Source organism: Isorropodon fossajaponicum endosymbiont JTNG4 (assembly GCF_016592615.1).
Lineage (GTDB): Bacteria > Pseudomonadota > Gammaproteobacteria > PS1 > Pseudothioglobaceae > Ruthia.
The window spans coordinates 856,661-882,598 of sequence record NZ_AP013043.1 but is presented as its reverse complement, the minus strand read 5'-3'; the positions used below and the strand labels follow the sequence as shown (position 1 = coordinate 882,598).

Here is a 25,938-nt window from a genome sequence, read left to right as displayed (position 1 = left end):
TCTTTTCAGCAAATAAAAAAAATGAGTTTTTCTTCATTGCCTAATGCGCTTTCAATTTTACGCATTATTTTAACAGTGCCAGTTGTTATGACTTTGTTAAATCATCAATATTTTTTGGCAATGGTGCTGTTTTTTATTGCAGGCATTACTGATGCACTGGATGGATGGATTGCTAAGCGCTACTCCTTTCAAAGTAGATTAGGCTCTATTTTAGATCCGATGGCAGACAAGTTGCTATTAGTCAGTAGTTTTGTGGTCTTATACGTGATTGGATTATTGCCACTATGGTTATTAGTGTTGGTTTTTTTGCGTGATTTTATGATTGTTTCAGGCACAGTTGGGTGTTTTATCGGCTCAGGCACATCTAAAAGTGATTTATTATCACCCTCAAAACTTTCAAAAATTAATACTGTATTGCAAATTGCACTGGTTTTATTTTTGGTGATGGTGCAAATGTATCCAGTCTTGTCGCAATATAGCACTATTTTCTTTATTATTGTAGCCACTTCAACCGTACTTAGCGGTGCAGATTATGTGTGGATTTGGGTTGAACAAGTTATCTTGCAAGAGAAAAAAAACTCCCAATGAATCAACTTGGATTGCCACTTTCATTAAATTCAAAAATGTTATTGTCCAATTTTATTGGCAAGAAAAATCAACAAGTCCTAGATTTTTTTAATCAATTATTGACTCAAAAAGGCTCAGCTGTTGTCTTTATTTCAGGTGTTAAATCTAGTGGTAAAACCCACCTATTGCAAGGTTGCGCTTTTAGTGCACTAGATGAACAATTAGATGTTATTTATATTGATATAAAGCAAGAGCTGCCAGAGGGGGTAATAAGTGATTTAGTGCCTATTGATTGGATGTGTATTGATAATGTTGATTATTTAAGCACCATCCAACAACAGGCGTTATTCGATTTATATAACAGGATTAAACCAACCAACACTAAGTTGATTATTTCTGCAAGCGGTTTGCCTAATGAGTTAAATCTATTAAAAGATTTAAAAACACGCCTGTCTTTGGCAGTTACTTTCACACTGGAAACACTCAATGATGAGCAAAAAATTCTTATTATTGAGCGCAAAATGGTGGATATCAATATAAACAGTAAAGTGTATCGTTATTTATTCAAAGTTTTTTCACGCGATTTGAACGATGTTTTGAACGTAATTAGTATTTTAGATAAAGCATCACTACAGAGAAAAAGTAACATTTCCATCCCCTTTGTTAAACAAATATTGAGTATTTAAGGTTTTTTCCTAAATTTGAATTGTGCAATTCTAGGCATGAGTTTTGAGAAGGGAATGTTTTTAAAATCCATATATGTCTCTTCGATAATTTTTACCAGATTAGATATGTCTTCAATTTGATTGCTGTTTTCAGTGTTAAGAATTTCTTGCAAAGCCAACAAGCCACCCATTTTAATTTTTGATTGCTGCCCGACTGATAAATTATTTTGATGGTGTGTGTTTAAGACAAAATCGCTATTATCGCGCAAATGAGCATACAACGATTGGCATTGTTTGGAAGACGAGCCATCCAAACAAGCGCCAAATTCTTTTTCTGCAATGCAATCTTTTGCACCAAATTTACAGCCGCATCTACCACTAAGTATTAGGTTGGAAAAAGGACAGGTATAGTGTTTACTAGGCATAACAATAAGTGTTTTGTGTCTATATAGATTATTAAAACATTATAATATAAACTTTTATTTTACTTGTGCCAACTCATTAGTAGCACTAAACAATCTGTGAATTATCTACCTATTTTTATTGATATTAAACAAAAACCTTGTTTGGTTATTGGTGGTGGCGATATTGCTTATCGCAAAATCAATCTTTTGTTAAAAGCCCATGGGCAGGTAACTTGTATTGCAAAAAAGAGTTGTAAAAATGTGGCTAAATTAGCCAGTGACAACAAAATTACTTATCTTGAAAAGAGCTTTGAGCTAGCTGATATTAAGAGGCAAGTTTTAATTGTCTCAGCGACAGATAACACCAGTCTTAATAAGCAAGTGTCTGAGCTGGCCAATCAAAACAATATTCCCGTTAATGTGGTCGACTCTCCAGATTTATGCACGTTTATTATGCCTTCAATTGTGGACAGGTCTCCTATCGTGATTGCCATCTCATCAGCAGGAAAAGCGCCAGTATTGGCGCGTCTAATCCGTGCAAAACTAGAAAGCACATTGCCACATGCGTATGGTAAATTGGCAGAATTAGCGGGCGATTTTAGAGACAAAGTTAAAGCAAAGTTTAACAACATTGAAGACAGGAGATACTTTTGGGAAAAAGCCTTTTCTGGCATTATTGCTGAAAAAGTATTCTCAGGTAAAGTATCGGAAGCCAAAGTAGATTTACAAGCACAACTTGATAGCGCCACTAAAGCCCAAGTGGGTGAAGTTTACTTGGTGGGTGGCGGCCCTGGTGACCCTGATTTGTTAACCTTCAGAGCTTTGCGCCTTATGCAGCAGGCAGATGTTGTTTTGTATGACCGTTTGGTTTCAGAAGGTGTTATGGAGCTGGTTAGGCGCGATGCGCAACTGATTTATGTTGGCAAAGAGCGCGATAATCATGCTGTGCCACAAGGCGATATTAATCAATTGTTGGTAGATTTGGCTAAACAGGGCAGAAGAGTTTGTCGTCTTAAAGGGGGGGATCCTTTTATTTTTGGCCGTGGTGGTGAAGAGATTGAAACATTGGCTGAAAACGGCATACCTTTTCAAGTAGTACCTGGTATTACAGCAGCTTCTGGCTGTTCTACTTATTCAGGTATTCCATTAACGCATAGAGATTATTCACAATCTTGTCGTTTTGTAACGGGGCACTTAAAAGATGGCAGTATGAATCTGCCTTGGCACGAGCTAGCGGTTGAACAACAAACCATTGTATTTTATATGGCACTTAATGGCGCTAGACATTTATCAGAGCAATTAATCACACATGGCATGCGCCCAGATATGCCAGTGGCATTGGTTGAAAAAGGCACAACACCTGAGCAAAAGGTTTACATCACAACCCTAAAAGAATTGCCAGACTTAGTAGAAAATGAAACCATTCACGCCCCCACTTTGATTATTATTGGCGAGGTGGTGACATTAAGAGAAAAACTGAATTGGTTTGATGCCAAAAGTCGCACCATCTAAAAAATAATAGAAATTACAAGCCTTACTTATTTAGTAAGGCTTGCGCGTAAGTGTGGTTATTTAGCGCCCAATTTTTTTGCAATAATTGCTGCTGGGCAAAACCCTGTGAACGCTGATTGAAACAGGTTAAAACCAACAAATGCAGTTAACCACAACCAATTAGAATTATAAGCAAATGGACTGATTGCTTGTGCACCTAATAGTAGTGAAATCATAATAATAACACCAGCCATTGCTGATACGACGTTATTAACTGTCATGCTTACTCCTTCATGTTTTAAAAGTCGTCACTATAACACTAATTAGGTATAATTTCAAATCTTCAAACTCCCTGAGAGGGTGTTAGATTCAAATGCGGGAGTGGTGGAATTGGTAGACACGCTGGATTTAGGTTCCAGTGTTGAAAGACGTGAGAGTTCGAGTCTCTCCTTCCGCACCAATATTAGGTTGTTAATTTGAGCATGCAAATTACTATTCAACACAGTCTAGATGAAAATATTGCTAAGCAAATTTCAAGCAATTTTCAAGTTTTCAACACTCATATTCGCCATCAAATGGCACTGGTCAATCTTGATGATTTAAGACAACAACATCAAACTGATTTTAACCACTTGCCTGAGATTGATTTTTCTAACATTAAATTGTTTGTTAGTGACATGGATTCAACCTTGGTTAATATTGAATGCATTGATGAAATTGCTGATTTTGCCAATATTAAATCACAAGTAGCTGTCATTACCGAGCTTGCCATGCAAGGTAAATTGGATTTTGATGACTCTTTAATCGAGCGTGTTGCTTTGTTAAAAGGGCTTAGTGCTGATGTGTTAGACAAGGTTTATACTCAGCGTTTAGCGGTTAATCCTGGTGGTAGGGCGCTTATCTCATTTCTTAAAACCAAGTCTATTCAAACGGCAGTTGTTTCAGGTGGATTTACTTATTTTACCAATCGCTTGGCTCAAGATTTAGCACTAGATTATGCACGTGCTAATGTGCTAGCGGTTGAAAATAACCAATTAACTGGCGTTATAGAAGGCTTGATGATTAATGCACAGGCTAAGGCGGATTTCATTAAGGAATTGTGCGATAAACAAGGCTTGTTGTATAACCAGGTTATTGTAGTGGGTGATGGCGCTAATGACTTAAACATGATGCATATTGCTGGATTGAGTGTTGCTTATCACGCCAAGCCTAGCGTTATGAAACATGCCAATATTGCCATTAACTTCGGTGGATTGAATAAAATAATAGATTTATTCAATCCATAACCATCTATGTTAATTGAAATTAGACATTTTGCGTTATAATGAGTTTATTTAACTCAAACCATCTATGTTAATTGAAATTGGACATTTTGCATTAGTGTTTGCTTTGGTGTTTGCGTTGTTACAAGTTGTTTTACCCGCTATAGGCATAATTAAACACGACGCCGCGCTTTCTGGCTTATCCAGACCCTTGTTATGGATGCAATTTTTCTGGATTTTAATCGCTTTTGTCATTCTCATGAATGCCTTTTTGGTTGATGACTTTTCTGTTAAATATGTGGCAAATAATTCAAATACACAACTACCCAGTATTTTTAAGATGTCAGCCGTTTGGGGTGCACACGAAGGCTCTTTGTTGCTGTGGGCCTTGATTTTAGCCGCTTGGAGCGTAGCAGTATCTGTCTTCTCTAAACGTTTACCTGCTGAAGTGTTAAACCATATTCTTATTATTCTTGGTTTAATTAGTATCGGTTTTTTGTTATTTTTGCTATTAACCTCTAATCCTTTTGAGCGCCTAGATATCGTGCCAATACAAGGACGAGAGCTTAATCCCTTGCTACAAGATTTTGGCTTAATTATCCACCCACCCATGTTATATATGGGTTATGTGGGGATGGCGGTTCCATTTGCCTTTGTCTTGTCATCACTTATTCGTGGGCAGCTAGATTCTACTTGGTTACGGTGGTCACGCCCTTGGACATTAATCGCATGGGCATTTTTAACATTTGGCATTACACTTGGTTCTTGGTGGGCGTATTACGAGCTTGGTTGGGGCGGTTGGTGGTTTTGGGATCCGGTGGAAAATGCCTCATTTATGCCATGGTTGGTGGCAACAGCATTGGTGCACTCTTTAAGCGTGAGCGAGAAGCGCGGTGCATTTAAACATTGGACTGTACTATTAGCCATTTCTGGTTTTTCGTTAAGTTTATTAGGCACATTTCTAGTCAGGTCAGGCATTCTTACTTCAGTACACTCATTCGCTGCTGACCCTGCTAGAGGTTTGTTTATTTTGATATTTTTAGTGATTGTGATTGGTGGTTCGTTGGCGTTATATGCTTGGCGAGCTTCACTCATGCAAAGTAATAATACCTTTTCTCTTTTGTCAAGAGAGAGCGGTTTACTAGTTAACAATATCTTATTAGTGGCAGCAATGTTAAGTGTCTTTTTAGGCACGCTCTATCCGCTACTATTAGATGCATTAGGTTTGGGTAAAATCTCAGTAGGCGCGCCTTATTTTAGTGCAGTGTTCGTACCTATTATGATTCCAGCAGTCTTGGTTATGGTGATTGTCCCCTTTTTGCGTTGGAAGAAAGACGCCACGCAAAGGATAGCGGGTTTATTAAAGTGGGTGTGGGTAGGTGTTGGTTTGTTGTTTGTTATTAGTGCGTTATTGGCTGATAATATCTCAGTTTTATTAGCCGTCTTTTTGTTTATTTGGATAGTGACACATTCACTGGTGCTTTTGTTTCAAAGGTTAAGCCAAAAAGGCAGTATGAGTCTTGCTTTTATTGGCATGATTTTTGCTCATATTGGTACTGCTGTATTCTTATTAGGCGCTACAGTGACAACTCAGTACGGTGTTGAAAAGGATATAAAAATGGACATTGATAAACCAATCACCATGGCAGGTTATGACTTTATTTTTAAAGGTGTGACACGCCTATCTGGTCAAAACTATCAAGGCAATAAAGGTCATGTAGAGGTTTATTTTGAGGATAAGAAAATATCAGATTTGAGACCTGAAAAACGCCAATACGTCACCGGCATGCCTATGACCGAAGTGGCTATTGACCCATCACTATATCGTGATATTTATATTGCATTGGGCGAGTCTTTAGAAGGTGATTCATGGAGTTTAAGAATTTATTACAAGCCACTCATACGTTGGATTTGGCTAGGGGGGTTATTGATTGCATTAGGCGCGTTATTAGCCGCATTTGATAAAAGATATCGATTGAGGGTGAAAGGATGAGTTTATATCTATGGTTTGCTTTGATAGTGATAGCCTCTTCTATTTGGATAATTTGGTTTTTATATCGACCCCTTAAATCTAATGACATTAATCTTGAAGGTTCTAATATCGCCTTAGGCAAACAAAAATTACTAGAACTTGAACAAGATTTACACCAAAATTTGATTGATGAAAAACAATTTAACCAAGCCAAAGAAGAGATTTCAACAACACTGGCTATTGAGCTTCAACAAGTGAGTAATATTCAAAATAATGCCAGTAATAACACATGGGTTTTGATATTAATATTGGTGTTACTACCTGTCGTGTCCATCGGTGTTTATCAATATTTGACACCAAGAAGTAACATGAGTCAGCCACTTGAAAGTGCAGAAAAGCCACTAAGTTTAGAACAGAGTGCTAACAAAATTGTGCAGTATTTACAAACTAACGAAGATGATTCTGAAGCTTGGAAAATGCTCGGGCTTACGTACCTTGAGTTGGGAAAATTAGATTTATCAATAGAGGCTTATGAGAAATCTTATCAAATTAATCCCGAAGACCCAAGATTGTTAGTTGAGTATGCCTCTATGATGATTAGTGCTAGTGATAATCAATTTTCAGATAAATCTGTTAAGCTAATCAAACAAGCCCTAGAGATTGAGCCGAACGCACCAGACGCCTTGTATTTAGCAGGCATGTTTGCCGTGAGCCAGCAAGATTTTAATTTAGCCAAAGGGCTTTGGCAACGCGCACTTAATGCTCTGCTAGAGGGTAGTATTGACCGAGTGGCCTTGGTGAATATTCTATCTGAGTTAAAAGCAGTTGAAGTAAGCAAGGATACACCTGAGCATTCTATTAGTGTGCGTGTTGATGTGTCTAACGAGGTACTAAAGTCAAGATCTAGCGAAGACTTTATCATGATTTATGTTAAAGCAGCCAAGGGCAGACCGATGCCGATTGCAATTAAAAAAATTAAGTTAAAAGATTTTACTGGTCAAGTGGTTTTAACCGACCAAGACTCTGTGATACAAGGTAATCAACTATCACGCCATGACCAAGTGATTGCGGTAGTGCGTATTAGTGCAACTGGCTCTGCCATGCGAGGTGTGGGCGATATACAAGTGCTTAGCAAAGTCATTAATGTGGCTGACAATTCGACCGTTCATTTGAGCGTGAAATAATCTAATGAGTAAAACCTTAGAATTAGCAAAAAAGCTAGTTAGTATAGCCTCACTCACCCCACAAGACAAGGGCTGCCAGTCTATTATGACCAATCATTTGAGCCATCTTAATTTTGAAATCATTGATTTAAAATTTGGCGAGGTTGATAATTTTTGGGCAGTTCGTGGTCATCAACCCCCTGTGTTTGTATTTGCAGGGCACACCGATGTCGTACCTGTGGGCGATGAGTCAAAATGGCACGTGCCACCTTTTTCTGCCCAAGTTAAAGAAGGTATGTTGCATGGTCGTGGAACAGCTGATATGAAAGGCTCTTTGGCAGCCATGCTCAGTGCAACCGATAGATTTGTTAAAGATTATCCTAATCACAAAGGTTCAATTGGCTATTTAATCACTTCTGACGAAGAAGGTCCTGCTACTGATGGTACTGTTAAAGTTGCGCAGTACTTAAAAGAAATCAATCAAACCGTTGATTATTGCTTAGTGGGTGAGCCATCAGCTACTAGTGAGTTAGGAGATGTGATTAAAAATGGTCGTCGCGGTTCTTTAAATGGCACTTTAAAAGTCATTGGTAAACAAGGGCACATTGCCTATCCACATTTGGCAAATAATCCCATCCACCTAGTCATACCAGCGTTGAATGATTTGTGTAATGAAGTTTGGGATGAGGGTAATGAGTATTTTCCAGCTACCAGTTTCCAAATCTCTAATATTCACTCAGGCACAGGAGTGACCAATGTTATTCCGGGTGAAAGTGATATTGTTTTTAACTTTCGTTATTCCACACAAAACACTCACGAGCAATTGCAAAGCCGAGTTTGCGTAATTTTAGACAAGCACAATTTTGAATATCAAATCACTTGGGAGCATTCTGGCTATCCATTTTTAACCCCAAAGGGCGAACTGGTCAATGCTTGTGTTGATGCGATTAAAACTGTCAAAAATATAAACACCCAACTATCCACCTCAGGCGGCACTTCTGATGGACGTTTTATTGCGCCAATTTTAGAGGCTCAAGTAGTGGAACTAGGCCCTTTGAATGCCACCATTCATCAGGTTGATGAGTGCGTATCCATTCAGGATTTAGAAGATTTGAGCGATATCTATTACCACGTTTTAAAAAATATACTCACCTAGCTCATGCGCTTTGACGTTATCACTCTGTTTCCTGATATGTTTAATGCCATTAAGGATGAAGGTGTTATTGCACGCGCCATCAAAAAATCACACCTCTCAATTCACACTTGGCAACTCAGAGAGTTTAGCAATAACAAATACAAAAATATTGATGATAAACCCTATGGCGGTGGTGCTGGTATGGTGATGCAAGTCAAGCCCATTCGTGATTGCATTCACAAAATCAAACAATCAAACCCAAAAACTAAGGTTATTTATCTATCACCACAAGGCCAACCACTCAAACATAAACTAGCTAAAGAACTATCCACGTTTGACTCAATCACTCTATTATGCGGACGCTACGAAGGTGTAGACGAGCGCATTATTGAGCACGATATTGATATGGAAATCTCCATTGGCGATTACGTTATTAGCGGTGGTGAATTGGCAGCTATGGTACTTATTGATGCGGTTAGCCGGCAAATTCCAAACGTACTTGGCAATGCCGATTCATTAAACGATTCCTTTGCAAATAATTTACTAGACTACCCACATTACACACGCCCTGAAGTTATTGATAACCAAGCAGTACCTGAAGTATTACTAAGCGGATACCAAGCTAATATTAACACTTGGCGAGCAGAACAATCCATTAAAAAAACCCAAGAAAAACGCAAGGATTTGTTATATAAAAACTGCTAAAAATAGCATCTTTTTATTAAAACCATCCGTAATAATTGGTATCCTTTATGGAAAAATGCAGTTTAAGTTACGACAACTTGGTATCTTTAGTGTTGTTTTTATAGGTGGATAAAAAAATGATTATTGGCGTTTCAAAAGAAATTAAAAATAATGAATATCGTGTAGGGACCACCTGAGTCGGTTTTTAGTGCAACAAAAGTAGGGCATAAAGTGTTGGTAAAAACAAATGCTGGCATTGGTATCAATGTGAGTGACGATGTGTATGAGAAAGCAGGTGCTGTCATCATGCCTAATGAATGCAGAAGAAATATTTAGCATTGCAGATATGATTGTTAAAGTCAAACTGTAATGGTCTAATTTTACTGCAATAGTCTAATTTTATTGGACACAAAGATAGCCTTATAATACAAACCATAAGGAGGTCAGTAATGACACAATATAAATCAAGAAAACAACGAGTGACTTTTACCGTTGAACATTCTGTTCAATACCCCCTTGAGGGGGGAACACTAGATTATGCCAAACTCATGGTGCATGAGAATTACACCAATAAAAAAAATCATGATAATATCAGGAGCTTGCTCCTCAGCAGTTAGCAGATGGAGAAAACAATACCTAGCAGAGCTTGGTGGACAAACACCAGAGTCAGGCAAAGCGCTGACTTCTGAACAACAAACAATACAACTGCTTGAGAAACAACTTTGGCGCGCACAAAGGGACAATGAAATCTTAAAAAAGGCAACAGCCTTGTTCGCTGTGGACAATCACCAAGTGATATGATTATCAAGATAAACAAGGCTTGCCAACAATACAATACTAAAGAATTATGAGCATTACTCAAACTTCCTCGCAGTAGTTATTACTATCAAGTCAAAGATAAGCGAGTAAACAACAACACCAACGCTATGATTAAATTAATCAAACAAACTGCTATTGAAGTTGGATACACCTATGGCAAACGCAGAATGCGAGTAGTTTTGAATAACCAAGGTTATAACATTGGTATTTACCAAACTGCAACGCTAATGAAAAAAGCCAATGTAGTTGCCATACGCCCAAGAAAGCGTCATTATTACCCTAATACTAGATTGATGTTTAAAAAGGCAAAAAACCTATTAAATCGTGTGTTTGAGCAGCAATCAATTAATACGCATTGGGTTGGTGATATTACCTATATCAAAACCTATCAAGGTGGGAGTTATTTAGCCAGTGTGTTGGATTTAGGCTCAAGACAAGTTGTTGGTTGGGCATTGTCAAAACAGCCTAATGCTCAGTTGGCAAAGGATGCGCTTAGTAATGCTGTGTCTAGACACCAGCCCAATACAAATAAACACATGTTCCACTCTGATCAAGGGACTCAATACTCTTCTAAAGTTTTTATTGATTATTGCAACAAGAACAACATTACTCAAAGCATGAGCAGGCGAGGTAATTGTTGGGATAATGCGGTCATGGAGCGTTTCTTTAGAAGTCTGAAGACTGAGAGATTAAATTATCAAAGTTTTGCAAATCATAGTGAAGTCGTGCAAAATGTAGAGGGTTATATCTACTTGTATAATTACAAAAGGATTCATTCAGCGATTGGGTATTTAACACCTGCTCAAGAGATGGCTGAATTGAAAAAAGCGGCTTGAAATGTGTCCAAGTAGGTTAAACTATTGCACTAAAGTAGATAGCAAAGAAGATTTTTGGCTAAAACTTAAAAAACCAAAAGAGCCTATAAAACCACAAATACAAACACCCGAGGAGTTAATCAACTGGCTTGAAAATTTACATGGTGAAAATATTGATATTGTTGTAAAAACAGAAATAGAACATAATGAAGTAACTCTATTTTTAGATGACAAGCTAGAACTTAAAGAAAAATTAAGCAACTGCCATTTATCAAGCTAAAAACAGATCGATTACTAGTGAAAAATTAGATAAAAATAACTTGTAAAGACTCTTTACAAGTTCAAAATTAACAAAGAATTAGGAATAAAATTAGTGTTAACATATATCGGACTGGGTTCAAACCTTAACAACCCAAAACAGCAAATTAAAGATGCGCTAATTGCGCTTAATTCTACTAAAGATGTTAAAGTGGTGAGTTTGTCAAGTTTGTATCAATCCAAGCCGATTGACGATTCAAAGCAGCCTAATTATATCAATGCCATGTGTCAGGTTGATACGCATTTAACTGCATTAGAATTGCTGTATGTTTGTCAAGATATTGAGACTAGACAGCATCGCGTGCGCGAGAAAAAATGGGGTGCAAGAACCATTGACTTGGATATTATTATTTATGGTGTGCAAGTGATTGCCTCTAAGCAATTGATTGTTCCACATCCGCAAATGATGAATAGGGCGTTTGTATTGGTACCATTAGCAGAATTAGAGCCTAATTTGAAAGTGCCAGTTTTAGGGCCCATTCAAGATTTGATTGCTAAACTAGACATCACTAAATTGGTTAAATTATGAACATTGAAGCGCTAAAGGGCTTTAAACAATCTGGCGAGAAAATTGCTTGCTTAACTGCTTATGACGCTTCATTTGCATCAGTTTTTGACGCGTGTGGCATTGACATTATTTTAATAGGAGACTCACTTGGTAACGTTATCCAAGGCGGTGAAAATACATTAGATGTAAGTATGGGTGATATGGTTTATCATACACAAGCAGCTACCAAAGGTGCGCAAAATGCATTAAGGATTGTGGACATGCCTTATCAAAGTTATACCAATGCTGAACAAACTTTAACAAACGCCAAACGCTTAATAACAGCGGGTGCACAAATGATAAAATTTGAAGGTGGGTGTGAACATGAGGCATCTTTTAAAATCTTGCAAGATAATGGCATTCCCGTTTGTGGTCACTTAGGCTTGCAACCGCAATCGGTAATAGAAATGGGCGGTTATAAGGTGCAAGGTAGGGACAAGCAAAGCGCTGATAAAATTATTAAAAATGCTTTGGCTTTGGCATTTTGGGGTGTTAAAGTAATCGTGCTAGAATGCGTCCCTGCCAATCTGGCTAAACAAGTGTCACAATCTTTAAGTATTCCTACTATTGGCATTGGTGCTGGCGTGAATTGTGATGGGCAAGTATTGGTAAGCTATGATATGCTGGGCATTCATGTAGGACACGTGCCAAAATTTGTTAAAAATTTCTTAATTGATAGTGGTGATGTTAAGTCTGCTGTTAATGCTTTTATCAAAGCGGTAAAAGATAAGTCCTTTCCAGGTGAACAGCACAGTTATTAATGCAATGCAGTTGTGTTATCAAAATACTCAAATAACCAAGCTAGTTAACGACTGGCACACGCAAGGCAAAACCGTCGCATTTGTGCCTACAATGGGTGGATTACACCAAGGACATTTGTCATTAATTGACATTGCTAAACAAAAAGCCGATAAAGTCATTGTTAGTATTTTTGTTAATCCCGCCCAATTTGGTAAAAATGAAGATTTAGACAGTTATCCACGTACGCTTAATGCTGATTTGACAGTATTAGAGGTAAATGTTGATGGTGTTTTTATTCCAGATGTTAAACAAATTTACCCCAAGGGTATAAGCAAACATACTGATGTTGGTAAGATTGGACAGATTTTATGCGGTAAAACACGTCCGCATTTTTTTAATGGGGTGGCTCAGGTTGTTGAAATATTGTTTGGAATTGTACGTCCTGATGTTGCAGTTTTTGGTCAAAAAGATTATCAGCAATTGTTGGTCATTAAGCAAATGGTCAAGAATTCATCATTGGATATATGCATAGAATCTGGCGAGACTATTAGAGAAAAAAGTGGCTTAGCAATGAGCGCTCGAAACCAGTATTTATCTGAGAATGAGGCTAAAATTGCCACTAATTTGTACAGAATTTTGTCTTATTTTAAGCATGAAATTTTACAAAATAAAAAAGTTGATGTGTTAAAGCAATTGGCAGAGTTTGACTTAAAGCAATACTTTAAATTGGACTATCTTGAGGCATTAGACGCAAATACCCTTAGGCAAATCACTGGTAATACGCATCAAATTGTTATATTATCTGCAGTGTTTTTAGGTTCTGTGCGACTCATTGACAATATAATTTTTAAAAAAGGATAATCATGTTTGATATTACCGATGAAGCAAAAGTTTATGTAGCTGATTTATTTGCTCAACAAGATGAAAAAGACCTTGGCTTAAAGGTGGATGTTGAAAAAGCCGGCACACCTGCCGCCGCAGTTACTTTTAATTTTTGCTTTCCTAAAGAGTTAAGTAAAACGTATCAAAAATTTGAATATGAAGGATTTTATGCCTATATTGATGAGTTAAATTTTGAATATTTGAAGGATTCAGAAGTGGCATTAAAAGATGCAGGTACTGGCAAGAAATTAACCATCACTGCACCTAATACCAAAGGCGAAGAACCAAAAGAAGACGCACCTCTTGAAGAAAAAATAAAATACGTTATTGCTGCTGACATCAGTCCTGGACTTGCCTCTCATGGTGGTTTTGTTGAACTGGTCGAGATTACTAAGCAGATGGACGTTATTCTTAATTTTGGCGGTGGTTGTCAGGGCTGTTCATCGGTTAAATCCACTTTAGAACAAGGTGTTGAAACACAGCTTAAAACACGCTTTCCAGAGATTAAATCGGTGCGTGATGTAACAGACCATTCCAATACTGATAACGCTTATATGTAAGTAACACTCTGCTGGGTTTGGGATAATATGGTGTAAACTTAGCGGTTATGATTATTACTATTGATGCCAGTGCTAAAGAGCGTAGAGACGCCAAAGTAGCGCACGAATTGTTCACTATTAATACAGTTATTGTCCATTTATTTCTTACCTTAGGTTTGATTAAATTGCTAAATACTGACATGAGTAGCGCAATTGGTTTGTCTATTTTAATTTCCTTTATAATCATCATCTATACTTATTTTCGGACTAAAAAAGCCAAAAGCAATGACCCGTATCTGGTTTATTTGCACTGGCAGCTTTCACTTAATCGTTATAAATTATTGATTGGTGCTTATATTTTTTATTTTTTAGTCACTTCGTTAACGTTGATTATTTCAAACGATGCACCTGCAAGCATGGATGGTACAAGAATTATTGACTCAATTTTGAGTTTGTTAGGTGTGGTGCCATTATTTTTTTGTATTTTGGTGTCTGTCGTGCTAGGTTCTGGTTCAATGTTTAATGCGGGTCGTGGCGAGGTTGATCAAAAACTGGCACAAAAATACCCACAAAGTTAGTGAATGAGTTCTCTCTAATTGAAACCTATTTTAATTGGGATAGTTCAAATTTAGTTAATTTAGGTATCGGTGATGATTGCGCTGTTATTGATATAGATGCTAATTACCAATTAGTAACCAGCGTTGATACTTTGATTGAAGGCGTGCATTTTCCCTCAAATACCAGTGCCAGTGATATTGCTTATAAAGCCCTGGCAGTTAATTTAAGTGATTTGGCAGCAATGGGTGCACGTGCAAAATATTTGACACTTGCCTTAACATTGCCAAATACTAACAAAAAATGGCTTAGTCAGTTTTCTACCTCACTTAAATCTTTAGCAGATGAATTTGGCATTGTGTTGGTTGGTGGTGATACCACAAGAGGCGCACTTAGCATCACCATCAATGTTACTGGTGTGGTTGAAAAGAACAAAGCTTTATTGCGCTCATCTGCCCAAGTAGGGGATTTGATTTTTGTGTCTAATACGATTGGTGACGCGGCTTATGCTTGGAAGCAATTACAAAACAACCAAGCGCCTTCTGAGCACGTTATTAACCAATTTAATAGACCAAAACCCCAGCTATTTCTAGGGCGACAATTGCCAGATATTGCCAATGCTTGTATTGATATTTCTGATGGTTTAGAGCAAGATTTAACACACATTTTGACTCGTTCTAACGTGGGTGCAAGTATTAATCTTGATGATATTCCATTGACCAATGAAGTCAAAGCCTATATTAAAAAGACCAATGATTGGTGTTTGATACTTGCAGGTGGTGATGATTATGAATTGTGTTTTACTGTGCCAGTTAAAAATATGAATTTACTCAAAGCATTACAAAATAAAAACAACATTACAGTCACTCAAATTGGCATTATTAACGATTCTATGGTGTTAACCAAAATTGGGTCTTTTGATAGGCCATGTTGTTCTTATCAACACTTTTAATTGACGGGTAGGTATTTTCTGCTCGTCAAATATATTTTTAAACTTCTTTTTTCTCTGCAATGGTTTTGCAATCAATACATTCATCAGCAGTGGGGCGCGCCTCTAGTCGTATCAAGGAAATTTCAGCACCACAGGTTTTACAAAAGCCATAATCGCCCAGTTCAATAATGTGTAAAGTTTTGTCAATTTTACCAATCAGTTTTCTTTCACGATCGCGTGTTCTTAACTCTAGAGCAAATTCTTCTTCAAGGGTAGCTCTATCGTTAATATCAGCAACCTGATTTGAATCTTCTTGGATATGATTAATGGTTGATTCAGCATCATCAACTAATTGTTCCCTCCATGAATTTAATTTATTTTTGAAATGCTCAAGCTGAGCATCATTCATAAATTCTTCATTTTTTTTAGGCTGGTAATTAGGAATTTCTTGGTAGTTTGGTTGTGGCATAATAACTAGATTAATTAAAAAAGTATGTTTATACCTAAACTGCCTTAAAATAGCAATTTATTTTTTATATTTCTCATTATAAATTTTTTATGGCATTAGAAGCATTAATTTTTGACGTTGACGGAACTTTGGCAAATACTGAGCGTGACGGGCATTTAAAGGCCTTTAATTTGGCATTTAAAGAGTTGGGTCTAGATTGGCATTGGTCAAATGAGATTTACCACAAACTACTCAATGTGACAGGAGGACAATTGCGGATTAAATATTATTTAAAAAAATACAACCCAGCGTTTGAACATCAACATTTGGATGATTTTGTTGCCTCTATCCATCAGTTAAAAACTAAAATTTATGTACGTTTAATGGATGAAGGTGCAGTGCCTTTGAGAACAGGCGTTAAGCGTTTGTTTAATGAGGTAAGAAAGACCAATCTTAGGTTGGCAATTGCCACAACCACAACCCCTGCTAATGTTGATGCCTTGATTGCAAATACATTAGGATCTGGAGCACTAGACTGGTTTGAAGTGATTGGTGCTGGTAATATTGTGCCAAAGCTAAAGCCAGCTGGTGATATTTATACCTATGTGCTAGAGCAAATGAACTTAGGCCCTGCTCAATGCCTGGCCTTTGAAGATTCACATAATGGCATTATTTCGGCAACACAAGCTGGACTTAAGACCGTTATTACAGTTAATGAATATACAGATAAGTATGAATTTGATGGTGCGTTGGTTGTGCTTGACCATTTAGGTGATAAAGATAAGCCTTTTGACTTAATCAAAGGTGATGCGACTAATGCAACTTATGTTGATGTGGCGTATCTACGAGAACTGCATGCAACGCATTATTGATTTAGCAAACGATACACGTGTTTATGAAGTGGCAAGTGTTACGCCATTGTCTTTTGCGTCTCAATTATCTAAGCGCGTTTGCAATAGAATTTATCTTAAAAGAGAAGATAAACTGGCTATTCACACCTTCAAACTTCGAGGTGCGTATCAGAAAATTTCAAACCTGTCTGCCGAACAAGCCTCTAAAGGTGTCGTAGCGTCCAGCGCAGGTAATCACGCGCAAGGTGTTGCCCTGTCTGCTAAAAAATTAGGTATTAGTGCGATTATTGTTATGCCGTTTTCAACACCTAGGATTAAAGTTAACGCTGTTGAGCAATCAGGTGCAAAAGTCGTCCTGCATGGCGATGTGTATGATGATGCTTACCAATATGCCAAACAGTTAGAAAAAAGCCAAGATTTGGTCTTTATTCACGCCTTTGATGATGTTGAAGTCATGGCAGGACAGGCAACCATTGCCAAGGAATTATTAGAGCAACTGCCAAGTATGGATAAGGTTTTTATTCCTGTTGGTGGTGGCGGCTTAATTGCTGGCATGGCAACTTATATCAAGCATTATGCACCTAATATTAAAGTAATTGGTGTTGAGCCAGAAGACTCGCCCACACTTTACCAAGCATTGAAAAACAACAAGCGCGTGGTATTAAAAGATGTAGGATGCTTTGCTGATGGCGTGGCGGTTAAACAAATCGGTGAGCAAACTTACCCTATTGCCAAGCAGGTGGTTGATGAAGTAATTTTGGTTAGTAATGATGAGATTTGCGCTGCCATTAAAGATATTTATGAAGATGTGCGTTCAATCGCTGAACCTGCAGGCGCATTGGCAACTGCTGGGGTGAAAAAATATATTGAAAATAACAATATAAAAAATGAAAATATTGTCTCAATTGTGTCAGGTGCAAATGTTAATTTTGACCGTTTACGTTATATTTCAGAACGCGCTGATTTAGGCGGGCATAATGAGGCTATTATTGCTGTTACTATTGACGAAAAACCAGGGAGTTTTTTAACATTCTGCCAGATGCTAGATAACCACGTAATCACTGAGTTTAATTATCGTTTTGGGTCGGATGCTCAAGCACGTATTTTTGTTGGTGTGGCTTTGAATGAGGGGTTGAGCGAAAAGAAAGCCTTGTTGGATAAGCTATCAAAATCATTCGGTGTGCTAGATATGAGTGATAATTCAATCGCAAAAACGCATATTCGCTACATGGTAGGTGGTCGTGCAAATTGTAAAAATGAAGTTATTTATCGTTTTGAATTTCCTGAACGACCAGGTGCTTTACTTAATTTTCTAAAAAAAATTGGTAGTTATTGGAATATTTCATTATTCCACTATCGTAATCATAGTGCTGACTTTGGTCGTGTACTAATTGGTTTACAAGCCAGTGATGCACCCAAACTTGAGCAAAAGTTTGATGAACTGGGCTATTTCTATCAAAATGAAACCAACAATAAAGCCTATCAATACTTTCTTTAACTGTGGTGTATCAAACGACTGATGTGGTCGAAATTTTTCGCATTACAACACACCATGATTTTAAAAATCATGGTGTGGCAACTGCGTTGATTGAAACGTTAAAACAATTAAATAAATCAATTATTTTAGAACTTCGGGAGGATAATTTTAAGGTCTGTCAATTATATCAAAAACTTGGATTTGAACAAATTTCCAAAGCGAGAAAAATACTATTCAAATGGGGAAGATGCTAAAATAATGCAGTTTTCAACTGCAAACTAAAGTATGAGTTATCAACACATTCAAGTACCTAAAAATGGTGAAAAAATTAGCTTTGAAAAGGGTGTTATCAAAGTGCCAAATTATCCAATTATTACTTATATTGAAGGGGACGGTATTGGCGCAGATGTCTCGCCAGTGATGAAAAAAGTGATTGATGCCATTGTTGCTAAAGTCTACAATGGCTCAAAAGCAATTCAATGGATGGATATTTATGCAGGCGAAAGAGCAAATGATATTTATGGTGAATATTTACCACAAGAAACCTTGGACGCTATAGAAGAGTTTTCAGTGTCTATTAAAGGCCCACTAACCACACCAGTGGGCGGTGGTATGCGCTCTTTGAATGTGGCCATTCGTCAAACGTTGGATTTGTTTATTTGTCAGCGCCCAGTTAAGTATTTTAAAGGCACGCCTTCGCCAGTTAAAGCACCTGAAAAGATTGATATGGTTATTTTTAGAGAAAATTCTGAAGATATTTATGCAGGCATCGAATATCAGGCAGGCACTGCTGAGGTAAAAAAGATCATTGATTTTTTGCAAGATGAAATGGGTACAACAAAAATTCGTTTTCCTGATACCTCAGGAATTGGTATTAAACCAGTTTCTAAAGAGGGTACAGATCGTTTAGTGCGCAGCGCCATTCAATATGCCATTGACAATGATAAAGATTCAGTAACTTTGGTGCACAAAGGCAATATTATGAAATTCACTGAAGGCGGATTTAGAGATTGGGGTTATCAGTTAGCACATGATGAATTTGGTGCAACTATCCTTGGTGATGGACCGTGGAAGTCGTTTAAAAATCCAAACACAGGCACAGTAATTACAATTAAGGATGTCATTGCGGATGCTTTTTTACAACAAATTCTTTTGCGTCCTGAAGAGTATTCGGTCATTGCTACGCTTAATTTAAATGGTGATTATATTTCAGATGCATTGGCTGCTCAAGTGGGCGGTATTGGTATTGCGCCAGGTGCGAATCTTTCAGGCACAACAGCTGTATTTGAAGCAACACATGGCACAGCGCCAAAGTATGCAGGGCTTAATAAAGTCAATCCAGGTTCAATCATCCTTTCAGCAGAAATGATGCTTAGGCATATGGGTTGGACACAGGCGGCTGATATGGTTTTAGAGGCGATGTCTAAGGTTATTCAAAATAAAACTGTCACTTATGATTTAGAAAGACTTATGGATGGTGCGACATTATTGTCATGCTCTGAGTTCGGTGATGCAATCATTGATTCTATATTATAAAATTATTGTCTACTAATAGTGTTGCACTCTATTTTCTAGTTGTGTATTATTATTCGGGTAGATATTAATTTTCTTATTTATACTACATAATTTTAATTAGGAGATAAAATGAAAAACGCAATAAAACTAGTGGCAATTGCTACTTTAGTAGCTGCTACATCTGCATCAGCATTTTGGAATAACAACAACGGTTATGGCAATAATAACAACGGCTGGGGTACTGGCAATGGTCTTTCTAACTGGGGTCCATTTGATAGTGGTTCTAACTTTGGTCCAATGAATGGTGGTTCTAACTGGGGTCCTTTTTCAGGTGGTAACAACTGGGGTCCAATGAATGGTGGTTCTAACATGGGTCCTTTCAACGGCGCTAACAACTGGGGTCCTTTTTCAAACAACAACGATATGAACAACGATTCTGATTGGGGTTTCCATTATAATAATAAGAACACGACTAAGAACGTTTCTAATGCCTCAGTAGATGGTAATGCAACTGGTGTAGTTTCTGCAAATGCCAAAGCACAGGCTGATGCTTATGTTAAAGGTGCAGCTGATGGTTTTGCCAAAGGTCAAGCTGACGCTTATGCTAAAGGTTATGCAGATGGAAAGTCTGCAGGAAATGCTGACAGTAGAGGTCAGTAACATTCAGACAGCATTAAATTAAAGCCGCCTTTGGGGTGGGGGGCTTTTTTGTTTCTGCTATATTTATATGCAGGTTAATGATTAAATATTAGCTAAATTTTGAATATTTTTTTATCTAAAACTTATCTTTTTTTCACACTTAATTTAATTAGTTTTAGTGATATTTTCTGGTTATTTTATTTTTTTAAATATTTTTTTATTTTGGTAAAATATTTTAATAGAGAGGCTAGAAGGGTTCTTATGGTTTCATTATTAATATATATTAGAATACCATTGACTTATAATATATTTACCATATAATACCCCCATCAAGACCACAAAGTCTGATTACTTAAAAACCCGCTTAACAATAAGAGCGTTAATACTTTTTAATTTGGAGATTAATATGAAAAAAATAATTGCAATTGCTACTTTAGTAGCTGCTACATCTGCATCAGCATTTTGGAATAACAACAACGGTTATGGCAATAATAACAACGGCTGGGGTACTGGCAATGGTCTTTCTAACTGGGGTCCATTTGATAGTGGTTCTAACTTTGGTCCAATGAATGGTGGTTCTAACTGGGGTCCTTTTTCAGGTGGTAACAACTGGGGTCCAATGAATGGTGGTTCTAACATGGGTCCTTTCAACGGCGCTAACAACTGGGGTCCTTTTTCAAACAACAACGATATGAACAACGATTCTGATTGGGGTTTCCATTATAATAATAAGAACACGACTAAGAACGTTTCTAGCGCAACTGCCGATGGCAAATATGCAGGTACTGCTGATGCTAGCGCTAAAGGTGTTGCTGACGCTTATGCCAAAGGTCAAGCTGATGCATTCGCTAAAGCACAAGCTGATGCTTATGCTAAAGGTTATGCTTATGCTAAAGCTAACGCAACTGCTGACAGTCGTGATCAAGTGATTGCTAAGTAAGACACCTAATTGACTGCTAGATTAATCTAGCAGCAAGGTTAAATAAAACCACCCTTTGGGTGGTTTTATTGTCTGAATTTTTTTTTTGGCGGCATCAGTCAAAATATTGCCATGTTTTTAGATTTTATTTTTTTTGTTATAATTAAAAAAAGTATGGAGGTAGGTATGAAAACATTAATACAAATAGTAGCAATGGCCACAGTAGTTGTAGCGACTTCAGTATTAACCTAACCGCTTGGTTCAACGCCTGTGATAAAATAATTAGTCATCTTGATTAATCAAGGGTGTAATTGCGTCCTTTTTGTTTAAAAAAAATTAGTGTATAAGTACGTATCAGTGTAGTTTTTGGCATATTTAAAAAAACTATAAAAATAACTGATTTTTAGATTGCTTTAACACGCATATATCATTATAATTTCACCTTCATTCCTCGATAGCTCAGTTGGTAGAGCAATGGACTGTTAATCCATTTGTCGCTGGTTCGAGCCCAGCTCGAGGAGCCATACAAGTAAATCAAGACACCCCCAGGGTGTCTTGATTTATGTCTTAAATACCTACCTATAGCGGTATTTAACAATATAGTGTGTTTTTACTGTTCCATGAAATTCCGCGACATCCTGATATAAAGTGAGTACAATTGTGAGTATAAGATAAAAACTATGCTTAACAATACTAAAATTAAAAACCTAAAAACTAAGGACTTTGAGTATGGAGTCGCTGATAGTAACGGCTTGTCTATACGAATCACTCCTAAAGGTGCAAAGAAGTGGAGGTTTCGTTATCGTTATGACGGTAAAGCTTCAATGATTTCGTTAGGAAAATATCCAGCAGTATCATTAGCTCAAGCTAGAGTGCTTAGAGATGAAAACCAAGCCTTATTGTCACAAGGTATTAATCCTAGCGCTTATAAGAAACAGTTAAAAATTAAGCAACAGCAGAAGATTACCTTTAGAGAAGCATTTGACAGATGGTTTAATAGGCATGAGAGTGAATGGACAAAACGAACTGCTCAGAAACAAGTTGCTACTTTTGAAAAACACATCTTTCCTTACATCGGCAATACTCCAATTGAAGATATTAAGACTCCAGATATGTTGCATGTTCTTAGACAGATGGATGATAAAGGTATTTCAATTGCTCTTAAGAAAGTTAAGGGTTGGTCAAGCAGGGTGTTTAAAGATTGTGTTGTTACTGGATTGATCGAGTACGACCCAATAGCCAATATTACCAACGAGCATTTTAAGAAGCATAAGACTAAACATCATGCCACTGTAACTACTGAAGATGATATTAAGGAGCTACTGTTAACGCTAGAGAATTACAAGGGCAGAGGTACCTATCAAATTGCAGAGGCATTGAACTTAACGCCTTACTTGCTCTTAAGGCCTGGTGAGGTTTCTAAGCTTACATGGAAAGAGGTTAATTTTAAAGAGAAGCTTATCAGGATCAAGGCTGAAAACATGAAGATGGGTAGGGAGCATTTGGTGTTTTTAAGTAAACAAGTGCTTTCTAAACTTAAGGAGATTAAGTCTTTAAGTTTAAGTGATACATACGTCTTCCCAAGTCCCAAGAAAAGCTCATCTCCAATAAGTGCTGAAAGTTTACGTGCAGCTATTAGAAGGTTAGGCATTCCGAAAGAAAAGTTCACTACTCATGGCTTTAGAAGCATGGCTAGCACCAGGTTAAATGAGATGGGATTTAATTCAGATTGGATTGAAATGCAATTAGCACATGTTGAAGCTAATAAGACTCGAGATGCCTATAACAATGCGGAGTATCTTGAGAAGAGAAGGGATATGATGCAGCAGTGGTCTGATTACTTAGATAATATAAAAGGCAACTCCAATGGATAGAGAGTCATACCTAATTACGGAGCAAGACCTACTTGAAATTGGATTTGATAACAAGTCATACACTAATTCATCTATTGATGAAATCGAGAGCGACTTTGTTCAGCATATAAATATTGACCAAATGATTTATATTCGCGCTAAATCGTGGAAGAAATCATCTGGACGTGAAATATACGAGACTGCTGATACGTTAGTTAACTTGCTTTTATCTAATGAAGTAGGGGCTGGTGAATTTAAAGCCAAGGCACTGGATGAGGTTAATCGATACAAAACTACAAACAAGGATGACCCTATAACCTACTTCTCTGCATTTGCACCACCACCTGTAAGTACACACAGTCAAAAGTTAGATATTATCAATAGTGAACTTGTAAAGCTCAACACCAGTTCAATCGCAAAAGAAATCTCAACATCACGAGAAGATATTATTACTTCACTGCTTTTATTGCAAGGTGTAATAGAAAATCTTGAAAAGAATAATTCAAATTATATCGAGTTAGAATCAAATCAAAGCAAAGTGAATATTGATATGGCTTTCATTAGAAATCTTTTTATTAACTATAAAATCTTCACAGGAAGCTCTAAAGGTAAATACACCACAACACACAAAGGTAAGGACGACGGCTACTATATCAATGAGACTGACGATGAGCTTATTGAGGGCAGGTTCTTCAACTTGGTTAAGCTTTGTTTAAATAAAGCAGAGCGGAATTTAAAAGATAATACAATAAAGAAATATATCTTCAACGCTCTGAAACCCTAGTCATAACAACATTCTTCTTAGGTGATTTATTTTATTTTATAAAATCACCTTTTCAATAAATCACACGATATTTCATAATACTCCACAAGTAGTTATTACAACCTAATAACGCTTTTTTAACCAAGACAAGGAGTCTTAATGAAGCACATGAATATCATAAAACTGTACCAGGTACTAAATATAACCACCCTTAGTCGTACAACTATCTACCGTTTAATAGCGGATGGAAAGTTTCCAAAGCAAATCAAATTAAGTGAACGCTCAAGCGGTTGGGTTGAGCAAGAGGTGATGGACTATTTGGATAAATGTATTGAGAAGAGGGCGGTGACGAAATGAATGACAATAAAAAAGCCAGTGAAACTGTAGAGAGCTTAACTGGCCAGAAGAAATTGGATAATAACCTCAATGATAATTCTAACAAAAAACCAGAGAACATATTAATTGATTTTGCTAGGTTGGAAAACGTTTTGTTTTGTGATAATCAAGAAAATGAATACGCTGAAATTAAACTCAATGGCCATACGGAAATATATCGAGCAGATTCGGTTAAATATAAGAGCTGGTTAAGAAAGAAGTATTATTATCAAACACTCACAGGCGTTTCTAAGGCGGCACTAGATACTGCTATTGACACCATTAAATCTATTGCAGATTTTGATGGCGATAGAAAAGATGTTTATCTAAGGGTAGCCCAAGTAGATAACTCCATGTACATTGACCTGTGTAATGACTCATGGCAGGTTGTTGAAGTTGATATAAATGGCTGGAGAGTGCTAGATAAATCTCCAGTATGCTTTACACGTACTGGAAACATGAGGCCATTGCCTGCTCCTATAGAGGGTGGTGATATTTCATTGTTACTTAATCATATTAACATCGAGAAGAGAGACTTACCTCTTGCTGTTGGGTGGTTGCTAATGTCATTGCAAGCTGGACCAGGAGCCTATCCTGTTATGATTCTTAATGGGGTAGTGCTGGCACAGGTAAGACAACCGCTTCTAGGATGCTTAGAGAGCTTGTAGACCCTAACAAAGTTGACTTGCTCACCAAGCCAAGCATTAGTGACATGAGAGTAATTGGAACTAACAACCATGTACTAGCATTTGACAACTTGAGTGGCATCAGTCCTCAGTTTAGTGATGCTATTTGCAAGATTGCAACAGGCGACAACCAGGCAGTTAGAAAGCTCTACACCACTAACGATGAGATGACCATCTCCATTAAGAAACCTTGTCTTATGAATGGTATTGATGAGATAGCTAAGCGTGGTGATTTAGTTAGTCGTAGCGTTAAGTTACCGCTAAGAAAAATCAAGACTAGGAAAACTGAGAAAAAGGTTTGGGCTGACTTTACGGCAGATGCTCCATCTATCTTTGGTGCATTACTAGATGGACTGGCTTGGTCAATTCAAGCCATGCCGCATACACAGGTTGATGATTTAACCCGTATGGCCGACTTCTGTCGACTGTCTACAGCAGCATCAGGTGCCTATGGATGGTTCGAAGGTGAGTTTATGAAAGTCTATAAAGACAACATAAGGAACACCCATGTCGATTCGTTAGAGTCCTCTACCTTTGCTTCTGGTATTGTTAAGATGTTTGAAAGAGAAAGTAACTTTTATGGCAGACCGATTGAATTGCTGGAGAGGCTAGAAGACAAATGTTATGTATCTGAAAAGGTTATCAGGTCACAAAGATGGCCAACTACCGCCAAAGGCGTGGTTAACTACCTGGATAGGCTTCAAGAATCATTAGAGATTGTTGGTATTTACTATGAAAAATCAAAAGACAGGACGAACAAAACCTTTGTAACGATTAGTAAGCACAATCAAAGAGCAACTGAATATGAGTTTGAAGCAGAGGATGACGATTTTGATGACAGTCATATAGATTTAAAATCATTCAAAGACAAGTTCTAGCAACATAACACTATGCAAGTTATGCAAAGTGCATAGCTTGCCTA

General features: G+C 37.3%; 29 protein-coding genes, 2 tRNA genes and 2 pseudogenes. 30 read left to right on the top strand and 3 right to left on the bottom strand.

The features are described from left to right. The first annotated feature begins 21 nt into the window (after positions 1 to 21). Positions 22 to 588, top strand: a complete 567-nt coding sequence (locus CVFO_RS05215; RefSeq protein ID WP_201338998.1) for a CDP-alcohol phosphatidyltransferase family protein — start codon at positions 22 to 24, stop codon at positions 586 to 588. Further along, the gene (locus CVFO_RS05210) at positions 585 to 1,253 is read left to right on the top strand and encodes an HdaA/DnaA family protein (protein WP_201338997.1); all 669 of its coding nucleotides are present in this window, start codon (positions 585 to 587) and stop codon (positions 1,251 to 1,253) included. The genes CVFO_RS05215 and CVFO_RS05210 overlap by 4 nt, the downstream gene beginning before the upstream one ends. Here the strand turns inward: CVFO_RS05210 and CVFO_RS05205 are convergent. Continuing rightward, the gene (locus CVFO_RS05205) at positions 1,250 to 1,657 is read right to left on the bottom strand and encodes a hypothetical protein (protein WP_201338996.1); all 408 of its coding nucleotides are present in this window, start codon (positions 1,655 to 1,657) and stop codon (positions 1,250 to 1,252) included. The two genes, CVFO_RS05210 and CVFO_RS05205, sit on opposite strands and share 4 nt — an antisense overlap. 96 nt (positions 1,658 to 1,753) lie before the next feature. Here CVFO_RS05205 and cysG point away from each other — a divergent pair, with 96 nt between their 5' ends. Then, positions 1,754 to 3,148, top strand: a complete 1,395-nt coding sequence (gene cysG, locus CVFO_RS05200) for a siroheme synthase CysG (RefSeq protein WP_201338995.1) — start codon at positions 1,754 to 1,756, stop codon at positions 3,146 to 3,148. 56 nt (positions 3,149 to 3,204) lie between these two features. Here cysG and CVFO_RS05195 read toward each other — a convergent pair whose 3' ends face one another. Next, positions 3,205 to 3,408, bottom strand: coding sequence for a YgaP family membrane protein (locus tag CVFO_RS05195; protein WP_201338994.1), 204 nt, complete (start codon positions 3,406 to 3,408; stop codon positions 3,205 to 3,207). Positions 3,409 to 3,502: 94 nt separating this feature from the next. Between CVFO_RS05195 and CVFO_RS05190 the strand changes: the two genes are divergently transcribed. The 15 genes and pseudogenes from CVFO_RS05190 to thiL all read left to right on the top strand — a co-directional run bounded on the left by CVFO_RS05190 (position 3,503) and on the right by thiL (position 15,511). Beyond that, positions 3,503 to 3,587, top strand: a tRNA-Leu gene (locus CVFO_RS05190). Between the two features lie 22 nt (positions 3,588 to 3,609). Beyond that, positions 3,610 to 4,413: a phosphoserine phosphatase SerB gene (gene serB, locus CVFO_RS05185; RefSeq protein ID WP_342591000.1), complete on the top strand. Its 804-nt coding sequence runs from the start codon at positions 3,610 to 3,612 to the stop codon at positions 4,411 to 4,413. Between the two features lie 64 nt (positions 4,414 to 4,477). Then, positions 4,478 to 6,382, top strand: a complete 1,905-nt coding sequence (locus CVFO_RS05180) for a heme lyase CcmF/NrfE family subunit (RefSeq protein WP_201338992.1) — start codon at positions 4,478 to 4,480, stop codon at positions 6,380 to 6,382. Beyond that, a complete protein-coding gene (ccmI, locus tag CVFO_RS05175) occupies positions 6,379 to 7,545 on the top strand; it encodes a c-type cytochrome biogenesis protein CcmI (protein ID WP_201338991.1) in 1,167 nt (388 codons plus the stop codon). Before CVFO_RS05180 ends, ccmI begins: the two co-directional genes overlap by 4 nt. Before the next feature lie 4 nt (positions 7,546 to 7,549). Continuing rightward, the gene (gene dapE / locus CVFO_RS05170; protein ID WP_201338990.1) at positions 7,550 to 8,680 is read left to right on the top strand and encodes a succinyl-diaminopimelate desuccinylase; all 1,131 of its coding nucleotides are present in this window, start codon (positions 7,550 to 7,552) and stop codon (positions 8,678 to 8,680) included. A 3-nt stretch (positions 8,681 to 8,683) separates the two neighbouring features. Beyond that, a complete protein-coding gene (trmD, locus tag CVFO_RS05165) occupies positions 8,684 to 9,364 on the top strand; it encodes a tRNA (guanosine(37)-N1)-methyltransferase TrmD (RefSeq protein WP_201338989.1) in 681 nt (226 codons plus the stop codon). A 116-nt stretch (positions 9,365 to 9,480) separates the two neighbouring features. Beyond that, positions 9,481 to 9,707: pseudogene (locus tag CVFO_RS05160) on the top strand (alanine dehydrogenase); the annotation flags it as partial. Between the two features lie 184 nt (positions 9,708 to 9,891). After that, positions 9,892 to 10,998 (top strand): annotated as a pseudogene (locus CVFO_RS05155) (IS3 family transposase). 1 nt (position 10,999) lies between these two features. Further along, the gene (locus tag CVFO_RS05150) at positions 11,000 to 11,257 is read left to right on the top strand and encodes a hypothetical protein (protein WP_201338988.1); all 258 of its coding nucleotides are present in this window, start codon (positions 11,000 to 11,002) and stop codon (positions 11,255 to 11,257) included. 93 nt (positions 11,258 to 11,350) lie between these two features. Beyond that, positions 11,351 to 11,824: a 2-amino-4-hydroxy-6-hydroxymethyldihydropteridine diphosphokinase gene (gene folK / locus CVFO_RS05145; protein ID WP_201338987.1), complete on the top strand. Its 474-nt coding sequence runs from the start codon at positions 11,351 to 11,353 to the stop codon at positions 11,822 to 11,824. Then, positions 11,821 to 12,603 carry a 3-methyl-2-oxobutanoate hydroxymethyltransferase gene (gene panB, locus CVFO_RS05140; RefSeq protein WP_201338986.1) on the top strand — a complete coding sequence of 261 codons (783 nt, stop codon included), beginning with the start codon at positions 11,821 to 11,823 and terminating at the stop codon, positions 12,601 to 12,603. Before folK ends, panB begins: the two co-directional genes overlap by 4 nt. Further along, a complete protein-coding gene (gene panC / locus CVFO_RS05135) occupies positions 12,584 to 13,444 on the top strand; it encodes a pantoate--beta-alanine ligase (RefSeq protein ID WP_225879217.1) in 861 nt (286 codons plus the stop codon). The genes panB and panC overlap by 20 nt, the downstream gene beginning before the upstream one ends. A 2-nt stretch (positions 13,445 to 13,446) precedes the next feature. Next, the gene (locus CVFO_RS05130; protein ID WP_201338985.1) at positions 13,447 to 14,025 is read left to right on the top strand and encodes an NfuA family Fe-S biogenesis protein; all 579 of its coding nucleotides are present in this window, start codon (positions 13,447 to 13,449) and stop codon (positions 14,023 to 14,025) included. Between the two features lie 47 nt (positions 14,026 to 14,072). Then, positions 14,073 to 14,582, top strand: a complete 510-nt coding sequence (locus CVFO_RS05125) for a hypothetical protein (protein ID WP_201338984.1) — start codon at positions 14,073 to 14,075, stop codon at positions 14,580 to 14,582. Further along, complete coding sequence (thiL, locus tag CVFO_RS05120; protein WP_201338983.1) at positions 14,582 to 15,511, top strand: thiamine-phosphate kinase; 930 nt, start codon at positions 14,582 to 14,584, stop codon at positions 15,509 to 15,511. Before CVFO_RS05125 ends, thiL begins: the two co-directional genes overlap by 1 nt. A 37-nt stretch (positions 15,512 to 15,548) precedes the next feature. On the opposite strand, the gene dksA is transcribed toward thiL, so the two are convergent. After that, positions 15,549 to 15,959, bottom strand: a complete 411-nt coding sequence (gene dksA, locus CVFO_RS05115; protein ID WP_201338982.1) for an RNA polymerase-binding protein DksA — start codon at positions 15,957 to 15,959, stop codon at positions 15,549 to 15,551. A gap of 89 nt (positions 15,960 to 16,048) precedes the next feature. Between dksA and CVFO_RS05110 the strand changes: the two genes are divergently transcribed. The 12 genes from CVFO_RS05110 (at position 16,049) to CVFO_RS05055 (ending at position 25,894) form a co-directional block, all read left to right on the top strand. Further along, positions 16,049 to 16,810 carry an HAD-IA family hydrolase gene (locus tag CVFO_RS05110; protein ID WP_201338981.1) on the top strand — a complete coding sequence of 254 codons (762 nt, stop codon included), beginning with the start codon at positions 16,049 to 16,051 and terminating at the stop codon, positions 16,808 to 16,810. Beyond that, a complete protein-coding gene (gene ilvA / locus CVFO_RS05105; protein ID WP_201338980.1) occupies positions 16,794 to 18,287 on the top strand; it encodes a threonine ammonia-lyase, biosynthetic in 1,494 nt (497 codons plus the stop codon). The genes CVFO_RS05110 and ilvA overlap by 17 nt, the downstream gene beginning before the upstream one ends. Before the next feature lie 2 nt (positions 18,288 to 18,289). Next, positions 18,290 to 18,520 (top strand): GNAT family N-acetyltransferase, encoded by a 231-nt coding sequence (locus tag CVFO_RS09505; RefSeq protein ID WP_201338979.1) that lies wholly within the window; start codon positions 18,290 to 18,292, stop codon positions 18,518 to 18,520. A 31-nt stretch (positions 18,521 to 18,551) separates the two neighbouring features. Further along, positions 18,552 to 19,802 carry an NADP-dependent isocitrate dehydrogenase gene (gene icd / locus CVFO_RS05095; protein ID WP_201338978.1) on the top strand — a complete coding sequence of 417 codons (1,251 nt, stop codon included), beginning with the start codon at positions 18,552 to 18,554 and terminating at the stop codon, positions 19,800 to 19,802. 108 nt (positions 19,803 to 19,910) lie between these two features. Beyond that, complete coding sequence (locus CVFO_RS05090; RefSeq protein WP_201338977.1) at positions 19,911 to 20,441, top strand: hypothetical protein; 531 nt, start codon at positions 19,911 to 19,913, stop codon at positions 20,439 to 20,441. Between the two features lie 385 nt (positions 20,442 to 20,826). Further along, on the top strand, positions 20,827 to 21,360 hold the full coding sequence (locus CVFO_RS05085; RefSeq protein WP_201338976.1) for a hypothetical protein: 534 nt from the start codon (positions 20,827 to 20,829) through the stop codon (positions 21,358 to 21,360). A 427-nt stretch (positions 21,361 to 21,787) separates the two neighbouring features. After that, positions 21,788 to 21,863 (top strand) — tRNA-Asn (locus CVFO_RS05080). 156 nt (positions 21,864 to 22,019) lie between these two features. After that, the gene (locus tag CVFO_RS05075) at positions 22,020 to 23,213 is read left to right on the top strand and encodes a tyrosine-type recombinase/integrase (protein ID WP_201338975.1); all 1,194 of its coding nucleotides are present in this window, start codon (positions 22,020 to 22,022) and stop codon (positions 23,211 to 23,213) included. Beyond that, on the top strand, positions 23,206 to 23,976 hold the full coding sequence (locus CVFO_RS05070) for a hypothetical protein (protein WP_201338974.1): 771 nt from the start codon (positions 23,206 to 23,208) through the stop codon (positions 23,974 to 23,976). Before CVFO_RS05075 ends, CVFO_RS05070 begins: the two co-directional genes overlap by 8 nt. 138 nt (positions 23,977 to 24,114) lie before the next feature. After that, positions 24,115 to 24,312, top strand: a complete 198-nt coding sequence (locus tag CVFO_RS05065; protein WP_342590997.1) for a helix-turn-helix transcriptional regulator — start codon at positions 24,115 to 24,117, stop codon at positions 24,310 to 24,312. Next, complete coding sequence (locus CVFO_RS05060; RefSeq protein ID WP_201338973.1) at positions 24,309 to 24,998, top strand: hypothetical protein; 690 nt, start codon at positions 24,309 to 24,311, stop codon at positions 24,996 to 24,998. The genes CVFO_RS05065 and CVFO_RS05060 overlap by 4 nt, the downstream gene beginning before the upstream one ends. Continuing rightward, positions 24,980 to 25,894, top strand: coding sequence for an AICE element replication initiation protein (locus CVFO_RS05055; RefSeq protein WP_201338972.1), 915 nt, complete (start codon positions 24,980 to 24,982; stop codon positions 25,892 to 25,894). Before CVFO_RS05060 ends, CVFO_RS05055 begins: the two co-directional genes overlap by 19 nt. Positions 25,895 to 25,938: the final 44 nt, after the last annotated feature.